Consider the following 15241-nt stretch of genomic DNA (forward strand, 5'->3'; position numbering starts at 1 on the left):
GGCGCGATGCGCACGTCCAAGTACCGGGTGATTCCCAAGCTTATAGCGCGGGTTCGATTCCCGTCATCCGCTCTTGAACGAAGGCCCAGGTCAACGACCTGGGCCTTCGCCGTTGCCCGGACCGGTTCCGCACCGCAGTTCCGCGCCGCAGGTCGCGTCAGAAGTGGAGCACGCCGAGATCACGCACCGTGTCGGCCAGAGCACGAATGAGGTCGTTCTCAGCTTCGGTCCGCCAGACGAGGGCGAAGGTCAAGGTCCCGATCTCGGGGATGGGCAGCCACCGGATGTGGGCCATACCCCAGTACTTGGTGACATGGCTGGGGAAGGTGTGGATGATCTCGCCCATACCGATCAGGCTGACCAGCTCGTCGGAGTTGTCCGCCAGCTTGATGCGCTCGATCCGCCGGCCTCGTGGGGTGTGGAAGGGCAGGTAGCTGTCCTCCCAGTAGTCCGGCACGTCGAGGGCGGTGGCGTGCGGGAACTCGGCGAGCAGCTCCAGCGGCACGGAGTCCCGTTGCGTGAAGCGGTGGTCGGCGGGCACGCCAAGGACCCGGGAGTCGGAGCAGAAGGTCGGACCGACGGTGAGGTCCGGCTCTTCCACCGGCAGCCAGACGACAAGGACATCCGTGGCGCCGGAACGGAGCCGGCCGAACACATCGTTGAAGGTCTCCAGGCGTACCTGGAGTTCGCACTGCGGATTCCGCGCGCGGAACGCCTTCCAGTAGGGGTGCAGATCGGGCAGGTTGAAGGGCATCAGGCTGACGCGCAGCTGCGCGGTGATGCCGCGGGCCGCCAGCCGGGCGCGCTCCAACGATTCGTGCAGGCCCGCGTAGACCGGCTGCAGATCGTCACGGAACTGACGGCCGACCTCGGTCAGGAACACCGTGCGGCTGGTGCGGGTGAACAGCTCGGCACCGATGCGCCGCTCCTGCTTCTTGATGGCTTGACTGACCCGCGCCTGGGAGACGTGCAGCCGCTGTGCCGCCCGGCCGAAATGCAGCTCCTCCGCCAGCACCAGGAATATCTCGATGTCCCGCAGCTCCACCGGCTCCCCAGCCCCCTCAGTCGATAACCCAGCGGTTATCGAACCGCGCGGAAGTTTACATTGATCATGATTGCGACCCGCAGGAAGGTTGAGGGCATGCAATCACGCATGAAGGACCCTGCGCTCGTCCCGCCGGACGCGCTCACGAGCAGTGGCAGCTTCTTCAAATCGGTCAACCAGGGCGCCCTCTCCGACCAGCTGCCCGAGATCGTGGCTCTGCGCGCCGGCCAGGTCAACGGCTGTGACTGCGTGCACACTCACGTGCGGAACCTGCGCGCGACGGGCGAGAGCGACGAGCGGGTGACGGCGGTGGCCGCCTGGCGGGAGGCACCGTTCTTCACCGATGCCGAGCGCGGCGCGCTGGAGCTGGCCGAGGAGGTCACGCGCCTGGCCGACCGCTCCCCGGACGCGGTGTCGGACGCCGTACCTGACGCGGTGCCTGACAAGCTGTGGGAGCGGCTGTCCGCGCACTTCGACGAGCAGCAGCTGTCCGCGCTGATCCTGTCGATCGGCGTGACCAACATGTTCAACTGCCGCACCACTGGGGTCCGTGAACCGGCCGGCACGTCCTGGAGCCGACGCCGGCCATGAGCGATGCCGTCGACCTGACCGCGATGTACGCGATGCACGACGCCCTACGCCGGGAGCTGGCCCATCTGGACCGGAGCACCACCCGCACGGACCGTGACCCCCGGCAGTTACCGACCACTGCCGGATGGACGCTGTTCAAAAAGGCTCTCCGCGCCCACCACACGGCCGAGGACGAGGCGCTGTGGCCGGCGCTGCGTCGACGTCTGGCAGGCCGCCCGAAGGACCTGGCTCTTCTGGAGGCGATGGAGGCCGAACACGCCGCCATCTACCCGCTGATCGAGGCCATCGACTCGGCGCTCGCCGACCCCGAGGGCGACCAGCTGCGGTTGGGCGTTCTGACCGACGCGCTGACCACCGGCCTGGCCGGGCACCTCAAACACGAGGAGGACGCGGCCCTGCCGCTGATCCGACGAGCGTTGACGGCCGAGCAGTGGGGCCACTTCGGCCAGGTCCACGCCCAGCTGATCTGCCCTGACGCACCGCTGCTGCTGCCGTGGCTGCTGGACGGCGTCGACGAGCCGACGGTGGAGAAGCTGCTCACTCCACTGCCCGCATCCGTTCGCGCCGCCTACACCGCCGAGTGGGCCCCGGCCTACACCGCCCTGGACCGTTGGAGTCCTGGCACCGCTCCGACGCACTGACACCGGCCGCCGCGCCCCGCAGAGCGTCGCGCCGACCGGTGGCGCAGGGGCCCGACGCCACTGTGGGTGGTTCGACGGCCCCGCAGTCGTGCGCACGGCATGCGTACGCGTCGTCCGGAACCCGGACTGACGTTCCCCGCACAAGATCCCTGGAGTCATCGCCTTGTCCGAGCACATCCACCTCACTCCGCTCCACGACGTCTCGGCCACCGACGTCGCCGCCTGGCATCAGGTCGTCGCCGCCTCGATGGCCCACGACCTGCCCGGAGTGCCGTCTCCCGGCCTCGAGCAGATCCACGCGCAGTTCACCAAGCCCGCCCTGGGCAGCCGCCTGTTGACCTGGCTGGCCACCGGGGCGGACGGCGGCCCTGTCGGAATCGCGCGCCTGCGGCTGTTCACCTCCCCGGGGCGGGATCACCTGGCCGAACTGGAACTCCACGTCGACCCCGCGCACCGGCGTCAGGGAACCGGCTCCCTCTTGCTGTCGACGGTCGTGGCGGCCTGCCGCGACGAGGACCGGCGCAGCCTGATCGTCGAAGCGGCGGCCGACAGCCCGGGCAACGCCTTCTGCGAGAAGCGGGACTTCCGCCAGGCACTGGCGCTGGACCATCTGATCCTGCGCCTGGACCAGTTGGACGAGGCCACCGTTCTCCAGGTCGCCAAGGCCGAGCACTCCGGCTACCGGCTGACGGGCTGGACCGGCACGGCGCCCGACGTCCTCGCCGACGCCTTCGCCGACGCCAAGAACGCGATGAACGACATGCCCGTCGGAGACCTGGACTACGGCAACGTGGCGTGGGACGCCGACCGCGTAAGGACCATGGCCCAGGTGATCGCCGACCGCGGCGACACCTTGCTGACCATCGCCGCCGTCCACGACGACGGCACCATGGCCGGCTACACCGAGATCCTGCTCCCGCTGGGCTCGGCGCCGCGCGCCCAGCAGTACGACACGGCGGTCGTGCCCGCGCACCGCGGCCACGGCCTCGGTCTGTGGGTCAAGGCCGCCATGGTGCGGCGGCTGCGCGCCGAGCACGCCGGTGTCGTCGAGATCGAGACCGACAACGCCGAGGACAACGTCCACATGCTGGCCGTCAACCACAGGCTGGGGTTCCGCTCCTACCGGCGCACGCGCGAGTTCCAGCTCGACGTTCCCGCGGCCTGATCCCCGTACCCGCCCCCATTCACCACAGCGCACGCCTCCCGAGGAGCTGTCATGCACGTGTCCACATCCACCCTTTCGCTGACCGTCGCCGACGTCGACGCCTCCCGCGACTTCTTCTGCACTCACCTCGGCTACAAAGTGGCCATGGCCCAGGACGGCTTCGCCTCTCTGACCCGCGGGGACGCCGCCGTCGACATCGTCCTGCTCCGCAAGGGGACCGAGGTCCTGCCCGCCGAGCAGCGGGACCGGGAAGCGGGTGGGCTGATCGTCGCGCTCACAGTCACCGGCCTCGCCGCTGAGGAGGCCCGGCTGCGCGCGGCGGGCGCCCCCATCACCATGCCCCTGCGGGAGGAGCCCTGGGGGGAGCGGCTGTTCCAGATGACCGACCCCAACGGGGTAGTCGTCCAGCTCGTCGAATGGGCTGTCCCCGACCCCGGCACGAACGGGAGCGGGAGCACAGACGGGAGCGAAGTCACCGCCGTCCAGGTGATCACTCCCTCGGCCGACGACGTCACCGTCTCCCCGAACGCCACCATGACCGGCCTCGCCGCCCCGAGCCGCGGAAGCGCCGAACTCAGCACCTGGACGGTCTTGATGGAAGCCGGCGCGACCGGCCCCGAGCATTCCATCAGCCGCGAGCAGGTCTGGACGGTCACGGCGGGGGCCTTGGAAGTGACCTGCAGCAACCGTACCGAGAAGGTACAGGCCGGCCAGAGCCTGATCCTGCCGCCGACCCTCGTCCGCCGTATCCACGCCCCGGAACGGGCCGAGGCCCACGTCTCGATGCGCTCCGACGGAGTCGCCTCCGTTCCCGGCACGGAGGGCACCCGCGAGCTTCCCTGGGCCCGGTGACCGCGACCACCACACACCAGCCCGTCTCCCGGCGGCTTCCGGCCCGATCCGGAACCGTCGCGCACCATCACCGGCCGAGGCCGGGATACCCAGAAATGAGAAGGACGAAATGCGTGTGCTGATCATGGCCTATGGGTCACGCGGCGACATCATGCCGCTGGCCGCCCTAGCGGCACAGCTGCGGAAACTCGGCGCGGAAGTACGGGTGTGCGCACCTCCGGACGAGGAGTTCGCCCAGCTGCTGGCCGGTGTCGGCGTGGAACACGTGCCGTTCGGCCGGCCGGTGCGCCCGCTGGTGACCGGCACGCCGCCGCCCCCCGGCTTCGCCACCGAGTTCGCGGCCGAGCTGGTCGCGGGGCACTTCGACACGATCGCCAAGGCGGCCGAGGGATGCGACGTGCTGGTGGCGAGCGGTCTGATGCCGGCCGGCGCACGGTCGGTGGCCGAGAAGCTGGGCATCCGCTACGTGTACGCCTGCTTCCATCCGTTCGAGATGCCGTCGACGCACTACCTTCCGTCGTCGCGGCCGGGGCCGCCGATGTCGACCGACGGCATCGACATGACCGACAACCGGGCGCTGTGGGACCTGGACGTCCGGAAGGTGAACGCGCTGTACCAGGCCCCGCTCAACGCCCACCGGGCGGAGATCGGTCTGCCCCCGGTGGACAACGTCCGCGACCACGTCTTCGGCGACCGGCCGTGGCTGGCGGCGGACCCGGTCCTGGGGCCGTGGCAGGAGCTGCCGGACCTCGAACTCGTGCAGACCGGCGCGTGGATCCTGCCGGACGAGCGCCCGCTGCCGGCCGACCTGGAGGCGTTCCTGGACGCCGGCACACCACCCGTGTTCGTGGGCTTCGGCAGCATGCCGATGCGCGCCGCGACGGACGTCGCCCGGGTGACCGTCGAGGCGGTCCGCGCGCAAGGCCGACGCGTACTCGTCTCGCGCGGCTGGGCCGACCTGGGCCTGGTCGACGACGCGGACGACTGCTTCGCCGTCGGCGACGTCAACCACCAGGCACTGTTCCCCCGGGTGGCCGCCGTCGTCCACCACGGCGGCGCGGGCACGACGACGACGGCCGCCCGGGCCGGCGCGCCCCAGGTCGTGGTGCCCCAGTTCGTGGACCAGCCGCACTGGGCCGCCCAGGTCGCCGAACTGGGCATCGGCACGGCCCACGACGGCCCGGTCCCGACCGTCGAGTCCCTGTCGGCCGCGCTCAGCACGGCGCTGGCTCCCGAGACCGCGGCCCGGGCGAAGGCCGTCGCGGGCACGGTCCGGGGCGACGGGACGGCGGTGGCCGCGAAGCTGCTTCTCGACGCGGCGCCCGCTGCGCCGGTGAGCCGCGAACAGATCTCCGACATCGCGCACACCGACCACCCGATCAAATCCCCGCTCGACGACGAATCGGTCAGCGCGCTGCTCGACCGTGCCCTCCCGCGGGGCGACGAGCGCGTGCTCGACCTCGGATGCGGCACCGCGGAATGGCTTCTGCGCGCCCTGGCCACCCGCCCGTACCTGCACGCCGAGGGCGTCGACGTCTCCGAGGTCGCGCTGACCCGGGCCCGTCGGGCAGCGAGCGAACTCGGGGTCGAGGAGCGCCTGGTCCTCCACCACCGGGAAGCCGCGGACTTCGTCTCCGAGCAGCCGTTCGACCTGGTGATCAGCGTCGGCGCCACCCACGCCTTCGGCGGTCTCCTCCCCACCCTCGCGGCAGCCCGCAAGCACCTGGCACCCGGCGGCCGCGTCCTGATCGGTGAGTCGTTCTGGGACCGCGCCCCTTCGCCGGCGGCAGTCGAGGCGTTCGGCGACCTCGACGACCTGGCGACCACGGTGGACCGCGTCGTCGCCGACGGCTGGACCCCTGTCCACGGCCATGTCAGTACCCGCAGTGAGCTGGACGCCTACGAGTGGGCCTGCTGGGGCTCGCTGGCCTCATGGGCGCTGGACTACTCGGCGGATCCGGCGGGCGCCCAGGTGCTGGAGACGGCCACCGCTCAGCGTTCGCAGTGGCTGCACGGGTACCGGGACAGCTTCGGCTTCCTCTGCCTGGTCCTGCGCGAGACACCCCTCATGACGACCGGAAAGTGAGTACCCGGAAGTGAGTACACAGATACAACCGACGTTCGTACTGCTCCACGGAGCCTTCGCGAACTCCTTCTCCTTCGCGCCCCTCCAGGCGGAGCTCGGCCTCCTCGGGCACCGCTCGGTCGCCGTCGACCTGCCCGGCCACGGCTTCCAGGCGACCTTCACCCGCGCCTACCAGTCACCGCAGGACCCCGAGGGGCTCGCCACCGCGCCCGGCTCGATCAAGGGCGTCACGCTCGCTGACAACGCCGCGCACCTGATCGGGATCCTCGAACGGGCCAAGCGGAACGGCCCCGTGATCCTCGTCGCCCACAGCCGCGGCGGTGTCACGGCCACGGCCGCGGCCAACGCCCGCCCGGATCTGATCGACCGCATCGTCTACGTCTCGGCCTGGTGCCCGGTCCGCCTCGACGTCAACGACTACTACGCCGAGCCGGAGATGGCCACGGTCGACCCCGCCGCCTTCGCTTCGGCACTGGCCGGAAACCCTGCCGAGCTCGGCCTGCTCCGCGTCAACTTCCGCACGGCGAACCCGTACTCGCTCGCGGCGCTCAAGGGAGCCTTCTTCGCCGACGGCACCGACGAGCAGTTCCTCACCTTCCTGAACACCTTCCAGCCCGACGAGAACCTGGACGCCGGTGGCTCCGCCGACCGGGCCCAGGCCGCGACCTGGGGCCGCGTCCCCAGGAGCTACATCCGCCTGGCCGACGACACGAGCCTGCCTCTCGCCCTCCAGGACCGGCTGATCCGCGAGGGCAACGAGCTGACGCCGGACAACCCGTACGACGTCCGCACGCTAGAGGGAAGCCATCTGAAGTGGCTGGTCGACCCGGCGCCGGCGGCCCGCATCCTGGGCGAACTCGCCACGCTTCCGGCCCCGACCGCTTAGGCGTGATCGGACTGGCCGGAGCGGATCGGTGGTGGGACGAGGAACGAGGGCGCCCACGCGGACCGCGTGCCACTACGTGCCAGTAGGAGCGGTAGACATCGGTCACCAGGGGGGGTTCACCGAGGCACCCCGAACAGGGCCGCAGGGAGGGTTTCCCCAGGTCAGACACCGTGCGCACGCCCAAGTGCCGGGTGATTCCCAAGCTTATAGCGCGGGTTCGATTCCCGTCATCCGCTCCGCAGTAAAGCCCCGGGTCAGAGACCTGGGGCTTGTTTGTTGTCTAGACCTCCCGGGGCGCGCGTGCCATAAGCGCCGTAACGGGGCGTCGGTTCCAGCCCCGGATCGGTCATTCGCGACTGCCGGGCGCCGAGCGGTCTCGAATCCCGAGAGGCACTTCAAGTGACCTGCGCCACACCGAGCGGCGGTGCCTGGAGCCCGCGTCGTCCTTTGGGACCGCTCGGGAGGTGGAACACACCGGCACGCAGCGATAGAGGAACCGGAGTTCCGGGTCACGGGCGCGAGGCCGGCGTGGGCGGCGAGGTGGCCGGCGGTGGCGAAGCCGCTGCCGTCGCCGACCTCGATGAGGATGCGGGCCGCGGTCCTGATCCTGCGTGACCGAGCCGTACGGGTGTCCGGTGTCGAGGCTGCGCGGGTAGATGTCGGGCGCCGGAAGATCAGAGCCGGGCGCAGGTGCATTTCCGCGATTTCGACGAGGTCCGCGCCGACCTCGATGCCGACCTGGGCGAAGCCGTGACGATTCCGGGTCTCGTCCGGCAGCCCACGCTGACCCTGCGCGTCCGGCGCTCGAAGAAGGGCTGACGTCGATCCCCATGATCAAGACAGTGAACCGGGTACTGCTGGGGCTGCTCGGCCTCGGACTGTTCGCCTTGGGCGGCGGCGTACTACTGGGCGGTCTCGATCTGCAACGCCGATGGGGTTTCGACGTGCCGGGCTGGTGGTGGCCGACCGTCATCGCGGTGCTCTCCGTGGTGCTGGCCCTGCTGGTGTGGTGGCTTTGGGTCCTCCTCGCCGAGACCGGCTGCACCATGGCCTCGTCGACAGCGAGAACGGTGCGGCGGCCCGGTGCGACGGCCGCGCGCTCGGGGACGTGATCGAGGCAGAAGCCCAAGCCCTCCACGGAGTCTCGCGGGCTCACGTGCGCCTGGCGGGCCGGCGTACTGCCCCGGTCGCGCGGGTGCGCCTCTGGCTGGAGCCTGACGCGCAACCGGAGCAGACCCTGGGGCGGCTCGGCCGGGAGACGCTCGCACGCGCACGGGACTCGGCAGGCCTGGACCGTATCCCGTCCGAGGTCAGCCTCCGGGAGGTCCGCCACAGGGCCCATCGCGTGGACTGAACCGCATTTACCCTCCACTCGGAACGACCTGGTCCTGCGGGGCGGGTAGCTCGGGTCTTCCCTGTGCGGGCACGGATCCCGATCCCGCCGCCCGGCCGGGTGCCGCCTGCCGCGTTCCGGTGCGCCGTGCCGCACGGCGCCACAGTCGGGGCAGGAAGGTGTAGAAGCGGTCGGGCAGGAACACGGCGTCCGCGATGATCATCGCGCCGGAGAAGAGCGGCAGCCCCATGAGTACGGCGATGCCGATGTGCATCCCGAGCAGCACGGCAAGAACGGGATACTTGAGCCGGCCGAGAGTACGAACGGGAAGGCGACCTGGACGAGCACCGTGACGTCGCCGGTGATCGCGATCACCATCGGGAACTCGTCCACGAGGTGGGAGAGCGCGGGCCAGGGCTGGAACAGTTCGAGGTTCACCGGGCGTGCGATCGCCTCCGCCGTCCACACCGGCGAGATCACCATCGACCCGTACGACCCCGCTCGCATGTCCCCGAACGCCTACGACTGGCGCCTTGGTGACACTCTTCGCGAGGGGCTCGCCCACCGCCCAGCCTGACGAATCAGCGCAGGCGGTGGCGTTGGGAGTGTCGCAGGCGCATGCCGAAGTAGACGATGTCCGCCGCGAGCAGGACGATGCCGATGATCAGCAGGTAGAGCAGCCCGTCAGCGGTAGCGCCGATGATGCCCAGCACCATCGCGACGACGATCAGGGCCAGGAAGAGAATCACGACTGACACCTCCTCGGTCGGGCTCAGCGACGGGCCAACTGCCGCTCGCCGTTCGACCCCGGCTGATAGGACAGGCCGTAGTGCTGGAAGACGGCTCCCTCGTCCTCGAAGGGGAGCACGTCGTCTGTGCCGATCGAAGGGCACTGCTTCACCAGCGCCTTGTCGTGGGCGACCTTCACATAGCCCGGCCCGACGATCGCCCCGTCGAGCGGGACGAAGACCAGGCGGTGGCGGGTGGGCAGGCCGATCTGGACCGTGGCCATGGCCGGCTCGTCCGTGCTGGTGTCCACATAGATCGCCTCCAGCACTCCGATCTTGTGCCCTCCAGCGTCCGTCACGTCCTGTGCACGCCACTCACGGATATCCGCCATCCCGATCATCCTGAGCTCCTTCGGCCGGGTCCTGCCTGACGACCTGCTCCCTCCCAGCCTGCCCCCTGGCCACCTACGGCACCAACCCAGAAGACGCGCCCTGACCACGCCCAGAGCGGCCCGGAGTCGGGTCCGCGATCATGACCACCACCCTGGCACCCACGCTTTCGGCGCGCCTTTCGCTGACACCCAAGACCACCCTCGCCGGCCTCCTGGACGGCGCCTGGTGGCCTCGCTCGCGCGAGGGATCACGCACCTTGTACCCCACCGACACCGCGACCCTGCCCTCGGCCGGACACGCCGAGATCCGCATCGTCGCCGCCACCCCCGAAGCCGCCCGCGCGGTCGCCCAAGTGATCCGCTGCTCCTTCGCCGGGGCGGAACAGCGCAGCTACCCCGTGCCCGAAGGTGGCACACGGCTCCACCTCACCGTCGACACCGGATCCGGCGCGGAACCCGCCCTCTCCTGGCTCGCCACCAGCAGACCGACCTCTCGCGCCGGCACCCACGTCGACGAGGTGTGAGGAGCGTCGGCCTTCCTCACACGCATGAAAGGACTCGGTCATGGCGACACTCCGCGAGCGACAGGGCTACCGCGAACGAGTCCTGACCGCCCTCTACGAAGCCACCGAAGGCAACCGTCTCCTCGGAGTCCCGGGGCGGAAGCTGCGGAACGACCTGCGCATCCCGGAGGAAGACCTGGCCGCCGCATGCACGTACCTCGCCGGCGAGGACCTGATCACCGTCGACCGGGAACCGGGCAACACACCCTCGATGGTCACATAGCCCCCTGTGAGCTGCGGGAGGACTCCCCGGACTCCGACCCGCAGACGCACGTTGCGATGACCCGCCGACGCCGCAGCTGGTTGACCGCCTTGCTTCCTAAACGCCGCATTCGGAGGAATGAATACCTGTGTTCGCGGCCTGAGATTTTAACAGCCATCGCAGAGAGAGTTTTTGCCGGCGACACACAGGGGGAAATATTCGACGCACACAGGCTGCGGTGACGTGCTACTGTCGAACCCAGTTGCAGTTTTGGTACCCAAAAACTTCAAGCGCCTCCCGTCGGCCGCGTGCCGCACGGAAGCGCTTTGTATTTCCGGTCATTTTCCGGGCAGGGCATCATCGCGGCGACACGGCGTCCGTACGGTACGGATTCCGTCGTACTGCCCCAAGGAGATATGACATGGCTACTGGCACCGTGAAGTGGTTCAACGCGGAAAAGGGTTTCGGCTTCATCGAGCAGGACGGTGGCGGCCCTGACGTGTTCGCCCACTTCTCGAACATCGCCGCCCAGGGCTTCCGCGAGCTCCAGGAGGGCCAGAAGGTCTCCTTCGACATCGCGCAGGGCCAGAAGGGCCCGACGGCCGAGAACATCGTTTCCGCCTGACGCTGACGCGTAATTCGTAGCTGGGGCCCGCATCCTTCGGGGTGCGGGCCCCAGCTGCATGCATTTCGCGGGATTTTCACGCGCACCCGCGTCTCTCGCATTTCTTTCGCTCGCCCGCCTGCGCCGACAATTCCTTTGTTCCGAGCCAGGCTGCTTTCTTTCGCATTTAATTCGGCCCGTGCCTGTGATTCCCAACGCTGTTCATCCGCTGCCGGAATTCCTCGATACGCGCCGTATCAAGGAAGGTTCTGCATGAACCCCACACGCACGAACGGCCGTTCCTCCCGCACCCGCCGCAACGGCGGCCACGCGTACGACTCCTCCGCAGGAACGGGCCGGGGCGGTCGCCCCGGTTCGTCCGCCGCGAGCCGATCGGGAGGTCCGAGCCGGTCGGGCGGATACGGCAGGCGTCCCGCCGCCGTGCAGGGGGAGTTCGCCCCGCCGAAGACGATCACTCCGGCGCTGCCCGCCGTCGAGGCCTTCGCCGACCTGGCCCTGGACCGGCGCCTCCTCGCCGCGCTCACCGCACAGGGCGTGTCCGTCCCGTTCCCCATCCAGGGCGCGACCCTGCCGAACTCCCTGGCGGGCCGCGACGTCCTCGGCCGCGGCCGGACCGGCTCCGGCAAGACCCTCGCCTTCGGCCTGGCCCTGCTGGCCCGCACCGCCGGACAGCTCGCCGAGCCCCGTCAGCCGCTGGCGCTGGTCCTGGTCCCCACCCGGGAACTCGCCCAGCAGGTCACCGACGCGCTCACGCCCTACGCCCGCGCCGTGAAGCTGCGCCTTGCCACCGTCGTCGGCGGGATGCCGATCGGCCGGCAGGCGAACGCGCTGCGAAGCGGCGTCGAAGTCGTCGTTGCCACCCCCGGCCGTCTCAAGGACCTCATCGACCGCGGCGACTGCCGGCTGAACCAGGTCTCCATCACCGTCCTGGACGAGGCCGACCAGATGGCCGACATGGGCTTCATGCCCCAGGTCACCGCGCTCCTGAACCAGGTCCGCCCCGAGGGCCAGCGCATGCTGTTCTCCGCGACCCTGGACCGCAACGTCGACCTCCTGGTCCGCCGCTACCTCACCGACCCCGTCGTCCACTCCGTGGACCCCTCCCAGGGTGCGGTCACCACGATGGAGCACCACGTCCTGCACGTGCACGGCGCCGACAAGCAGCGGCTGACGACCGAGATCGCCGCGCGCGAAGGCCGGGTGATCATGTTCCTGGACACCAAGCACGCCGTGGACCGCCTCACCGAGGACCTCCTCCACTGCGGTGTCCGGGCCGCCGCCCTGCACGGCGGGAAGTCGCAGCCGCAGCGCACCCGCACCCTCGCCCGGTTCAAGACCGGGCACGTCACCGTCCTGGTCGCCACGAACGTCGCGGCGCGCGGCATCCACGTCGACAACCTCGACCTCGTCGTCAACGTGGACCCGCCGACCGACCACAAGGACTACCTCCACCGCGGCGGCCGGACGGCCCGGGCCGGCGAGTCCGGCAGCGTCGTCACCCTGGTCACCGCCAACCAGCGCCGCGACATGGCCCGCCTCATGGCGACCGCCGGCATCGTGCCCGAGACCACCCAGGTCCGCTCCGGCGAGGAGGCGCTCGCCCGGATCACCGGCGCGCGGACCCCCTCCGGCATCCCCGTGACGATCACCGCACCGCCCGCCGAGCAGCGCAAGCGCAGCGCGACCTCCCGCGGTCGACGCGGCCCCGCCTCGGCAGCGAGGCGCGCCGGCGGACGGCGTTCCGCCGGCGACGCGGCGGCCTGAGCCGTACGTGATCCGGAAGCTGACCCATCTCTTCAGGAGGCACGTTGTGACGCTGGTCCGGATGCAGCCCCACCCGACGCACCCCGCCCCCGCGCACCTGACGGCGGCCGACGCCGTGGACACGGCCGGACCGCAGGTCTGCGACGACATGACCGTCGAGGTGGCCCTCTCGGTCATGGCCGGAGCCCGCACCGGGCACTTGGTCGTCTGCGACAACGACGGCCTGTGCACCGGCCTGGTCACCCGGGCCCAGCTCGCCGCCGTCCGCGACAGCCCCGCCTACACGGACCGGCTCCAGCTGCGCGACCTCTCCGGCGACGGCGGGCCGCTCACCTCGGCCACCGCCTTGACGATCGGGCGGGCCGTACGTCCCCGGGTCGTCACCCCGTCCGTCGTGGGCGAACAGGACGACACTCCGGGCGCCCCCGCGCCCACCCTCGTCCTCGCGTGAACCGCCCACCACGGCGGAACCATCCCCTTCCTCTCCCTGTGAGGCATCGTGCGCTGTGTCATCGCCCGCTTCCCCTTCGACCTCACCAAGAGCGGCGTCCTGGACTCCATGAAGGGCATCAAGCCCGAGGAGGTCGTCGGCGAGTCCGTGATCATCGGCCGCCGCACCTACCCCGTCAAGCAGGTCGGCCAGGTCATCACCCGCCAGGACCGCCGCGACTTCAGCGCCGGTGAAGTCCTCCGCGCCATGACCAAGCTCGGCTTCACCTGCCGCGGCCTCCCCCAGAACACCGCGCCCGCCCGCGCCCTCAACCCCCTCCAGCACGCCTCCGCGATGCTCGGCGCCCCGGCGGCGGCGGCCTGACCGTGACCCACGGGCGAACGTGAGCTGACCCCCGAACAGCCAAGAGGGCCCGACCGGCACCCGCCGGTCGGGCCCTCTCGCGTATCGGTCAGCAGGTGTCTCCGGGCGCGAAGTCAGTGATCGGAGTAGCTGAAGTCGCCCACGGTCCAGGCGCTGACGTCCGCGATCGAGACGCGGTACATTCCCCCCGTCTCCGGGATCCCCACCGTGCCCTGAAGGATCCGCGCCATGTGGAAGTGCAGATGCGCGGGCGGCCCGTCCCTCCGTGTCGTAGCGGTGAAGACGGCGGAGAACCCTCCCAGGCGGGCGGAGTCCGCCAGGACCTCCGAGACCCGCTGCCTCCACACCGCTTCGGGCGCCAGCCGACCGGTGATGACAGCGCCACCGGTGACCACCGTCAAGGACATCTGATTGCTCTGCCCGGACTCCACCAACGTGGCAACGTCGACGAGCAGCTCGTCAAGCTTCGACATGAGAGCCGATCCTATTCACGGTCGTCCGATCCCCCCAACCGGTCGTGCTACCGGGCGAGAAGGGCCGTCACCGTCTTCCCACCAGAGGCACGCCGCGTGACCGAGGTCGCTGTGGCGAGTCGGTTGGCCATGGGCCGGCCGAAGCCTCCGGTGCCGCCGTTCAGGTCGGGGGTGCGCATGCGGGGGGCCTGCGGGCTGTCGTCGTGCACGGCCACCTTGATGTTGTCCCCCTGCGGTCAGGTCCAGGGTGCGGGTGCCGCCGCCGTGGCGCAGGGCGTTGGTGAGGAGTTCCGACACAACGAGGATCACGGTGTCGGCTGGCTCGGATGCGGGCGCCGGAACGAGGCCCTCAAGAGAATGCCGGGCGCTGTCGCGTGCGACGGCGACAGGACCCGCAGAGCGGCCGATCGCGACATCGACGCTCATCGTGTCCATCAGGTCCCCCTGGTCTGTGATCGTCAGAACCGGTCCCTACCTGTCCGCGGCGTGTGCCCGGATATGCGGTGGTCAACCCGGCGGTGACCGCTCCGCGACCCTTCGCGTCGCTGTTCGAGGTCGATTACCTACCCACCGGACACGCGGAAATCTATGTCGGCCGGAGTAGACATTGGGTGGCGGCGTGGTTATGGTTTCTCTCGTAGCCCAGAGAGACAGCAGGGCCTGGCAGAGACGAACTGCCGGCAAGCAGTACCAGCAGTACAGGTAGTTGCAGTGAGCAGGACGGTGCGGCGGCGGAGTTTCGAAGCCAGGGCTTTCGTAGGACGGCGACGGGACTGGCGGCCGGACCGGGTGGCCCGCAGTGATCAGGGGTCGCCGTGAGCGGGACCGCTGTCATGGCAGGTGCGGTACCCGTGAGTGCAGTGCGCAGTACCCGCAGTGAAGCAGTGAGCAGTACCCCTGGTGAAGGCGTCGGCTGCGGACGCGCGCACCGGGAAGTTCGGCAGTGGGGTTCTGAGCCAGAGCAGACGCAGGACGGGCGACGGGGCTGGCTGCCGGAGAGTGGCGCTGTCACAGGCCACTGAGCGGTTCGCATCACCAGCAGTACCCGCAGTGGATCAGTACCAGCAGTACGCAGTACCCC

The 15241-nt window shown here is 70.0% G+C and carries 17 protein-coding genes and 7 pseudogenes; 17 read left to right on the forward strand and 7 right to left on the reverse strand.

The features are described from left to right. Nucleotides 1–157: 157 nt before the first annotated feature. Complete coding sequence (locus OG514_RS11730) at nucleotides 158–1045, reverse strand: LysR family transcriptional regulator (RefSeq protein WP_266893656.1); 888 nt, start codon at nucleotides 1043–1045, stop codon at nucleotides 158–160. Between the two features lie 96 nt (nucleotides 1046–1141). Between OG514_RS11730 and OG514_RS11735 the strand changes: the two genes are divergently transcribed. From OG514_RS11735 to OG514_RS11765, 7 genes and pseudogenes are all read left to right on the forward strand, one after another. After that, nucleotides 1142–1636 (forward strand): carboxymuconolactone decarboxylase family protein, encoded by a 495-nt coding sequence (locus OG514_RS11735; protein ID WP_266893658.1) that lies wholly within the window; start codon nucleotides 1142–1144, stop codon nucleotides 1634–1636. Further along, nucleotides 1633–2277, forward strand: coding sequence for a hemerythrin domain-containing protein (locus OG514_RS11740; RefSeq protein WP_266893660.1), 645 nt, complete (start codon nucleotides 1633–1635; stop codon nucleotides 2275–2277). The genes OG514_RS11735 and OG514_RS11740 overlap by 4 nt, the downstream gene beginning before the upstream one ends. 163 nt (nucleotides 2278–2440) lie before the next feature. Next, the gene (locus tag OG514_RS11745; RefSeq protein ID WP_266893662.1) at nucleotides 2441–3442 is read left to right on the forward strand and encodes a GNAT family N-acetyltransferase; all 1002 of its coding nucleotides are present in this window, start codon (nucleotides 2441–2443) and stop codon (nucleotides 3440–3442) included. A gap of 51 nt (nucleotides 3443–3493) precedes the next feature. Beyond that, nucleotides 3494–4294: a VOC family protein gene (locus OG514_RS39350; protein ID WP_323181521.1), complete on the forward strand. Its 801-nt coding sequence runs from the start codon at nucleotides 3494–3496 to the stop codon at nucleotides 4292–4294. Between the two features lie 109 nt (nucleotides 4295–4403). Further along, nucleotides 4404–5609 (forward strand): annotated as a pseudogene (locus tag OG514_RS11755) (glycosyltransferase); the annotation flags it as partial. Between the two features lie 18 nt (nucleotides 5610–5627). After that, nucleotides 5628–6380: a cyclopropane-fatty-acyl-phospholipid synthase family protein gene (locus tag OG514_RS11760; RefSeq protein WP_266900824.1), complete on the forward strand. Its 753-nt coding sequence runs from the start codon at nucleotides 5628–5630 to the stop codon at nucleotides 6378–6380. 10 nt (nucleotides 6381–6390) lie between these two features. Beyond that, nucleotides 6391–7266, forward strand: a complete 876-nt coding sequence (locus OG514_RS11765) for an alpha/beta fold hydrolase (RefSeq protein WP_266893664.1) — start codon at nucleotides 6391–6393, stop codon at nucleotides 7264–7266. A gap of 486 nt (nucleotides 7267–7752) precedes the next feature. Here the strand turns inward: OG514_RS11765 and OG514_RS11770 are convergent. Beyond that, nucleotides 7753–7872 (reverse strand): annotated as a pseudogene (locus OG514_RS11770) (transposase); the annotation flags it as partial. 84 nt (nucleotides 7873–7956) lie between these two features. Between OG514_RS11770 and OG514_RS39355 the strand changes: the two are divergent. Together OG514_RS39355 and OG514_RS11780 are read left to right on the forward strand one after the other, a co-directional pair. Continuing rightward, a complete protein-coding gene (locus OG514_RS39355) occupies nucleotides 7957–8085 on the forward strand; it encodes a hypothetical protein (RefSeq protein ID WP_323181523.1) in 129 nt (42 codons plus the stop codon). 11 nt (nucleotides 8086–8096) lie between these two features. Further along, nucleotides 8097–8620 (forward strand): annotated as a pseudogene (locus OG514_RS11780) (alkaline shock response membrane anchor protein AmaP). Between the two features lie 7 nt (nucleotides 8621–8627). Here the strand turns inward: OG514_RS11780 and OG514_RS11785 are convergent. Beyond that, a pseudogene (locus OG514_RS11785) lies at nucleotides 8628–9037 on the reverse strand (HTTM domain-containing protein); the annotation flags it as partial. A 10-nt stretch (nucleotides 9038–9047) separates the two neighbouring features. Between OG514_RS11785 and OG514_RS11790 the strand changes: the two are divergent. After that, nucleotides 9048–9149: pseudogene (locus OG514_RS11790) on the forward strand (deoxycytidine triphosphate deaminase); the annotation flags it as partial. Between the two features lie 31 nt (nucleotides 9150–9180). On the opposite strand, the gene OG514_RS11795 reads toward OG514_RS11790, so the two are convergent. After that, nucleotides 9181–9348: a hypothetical protein gene (locus OG514_RS11795; RefSeq protein ID WP_266893666.1), complete on the reverse strand. Its 168-nt coding sequence runs from the start codon at nucleotides 9346–9348 to the stop codon at nucleotides 9181–9183. 23 nt (nucleotides 9349–9371) lie between these two features. Beyond that, a complete protein-coding gene (locus OG514_RS11800; RefSeq protein ID WP_266893668.1) occupies nucleotides 9372–9728 on the reverse strand; it encodes a PRC-barrel domain-containing protein in 357 nt (118 codons plus the stop codon). A gap of 131 nt (nucleotides 9729–9859) precedes the next feature. Between OG514_RS11800 and OG514_RS11805 the strand changes: the two are divergent. The 7 genes and pseudogenes from OG514_RS11805 to OG514_RS11835 all read left to right on the forward strand — a co-directional run. Further along, a pseudogene (locus OG514_RS11805) lies at nucleotides 9860–9979 on the forward strand (DUF5994 family protein); the annotation flags it as partial. Beyond that, nucleotides 9977–10243: a hypothetical protein gene (locus OG514_RS11810; protein ID WP_266893710.1), complete on the forward strand. Its 267-nt coding sequence runs from the start codon at nucleotides 9977–9979 to the stop codon at nucleotides 10241–10243. The pseudogene OG514_RS11805 and the gene OG514_RS11810, both read left to right, overlap by 3 nt. Nucleotides 10244–10283: 40 nt before the next feature. Further along, entirely contained in the window at nucleotides 10284–10505 is a 222-nt protein-coding gene (locus OG514_RS11815) for a hypothetical protein (protein WP_266893670.1), read from the forward strand. Nucleotides 10506–10905: 400 nt separating this feature from the next. Then, complete coding sequence (locus OG514_RS11820; protein WP_030323642.1) at nucleotides 10906–11109, forward strand: cold-shock protein; 204 nt, start codon at nucleotides 10906–10908, stop codon at nucleotides 11107–11109. A gap of 252 nt (nucleotides 11110–11361) precedes the next feature. Continuing rightward, entirely contained in the window at nucleotides 11362–12873 is a 1512-nt protein-coding gene (locus OG514_RS11825) for a DEAD/DEAH box helicase (protein WP_266893673.1), read from the forward strand. 46 nt (nucleotides 12874–12919) lie between these two features. Next, nucleotides 12920–13324 (forward strand): CBS domain-containing protein, encoded by a 405-nt coding sequence (locus OG514_RS11830; RefSeq protein WP_266893675.1) that lies wholly within the window; start codon nucleotides 12920–12922, stop codon nucleotides 13322–13324. 48 nt (nucleotides 13325–13372) lie between these two features. Further along, complete coding sequence (locus OG514_RS11835) at nucleotides 13373–13687, forward strand: SCO5918 family protein (RefSeq protein ID WP_266893677.1); 315 nt, start codon at nucleotides 13373–13375, stop codon at nucleotides 13685–13687. Nucleotides 13688–13800: 113 nt separating this feature from the next. Here OG514_RS11835 and OG514_RS11840 read toward each other — a convergent pair whose 3' ends face one another. Further along, the gene (locus OG514_RS11840) at nucleotides 13801–14160 is read right to left on the reverse strand and encodes a hypothetical protein (RefSeq protein WP_266893679.1); all 360 of its coding nucleotides are present in this window, start codon (nucleotides 14158–14160) and stop codon (nucleotides 13801–13803) included. A gap of 47 nt (nucleotides 14161–14207) precedes the next feature. Then, nucleotides 14208–14595: pseudogene (locus OG514_RS11845) on the reverse strand (ATP-binding protein). Between the last annotated feature and the right edge of the window lie 646 nt (nucleotides 14596–15241).

This window comes from Streptomyces sp. NBC_00572, assembly GCF_026341815.1.
Classification (GTDB): Bacteria; Actinomycetota; Actinomycetes; order Streptomycetales; family Streptomycetaceae; genus Streptomyces.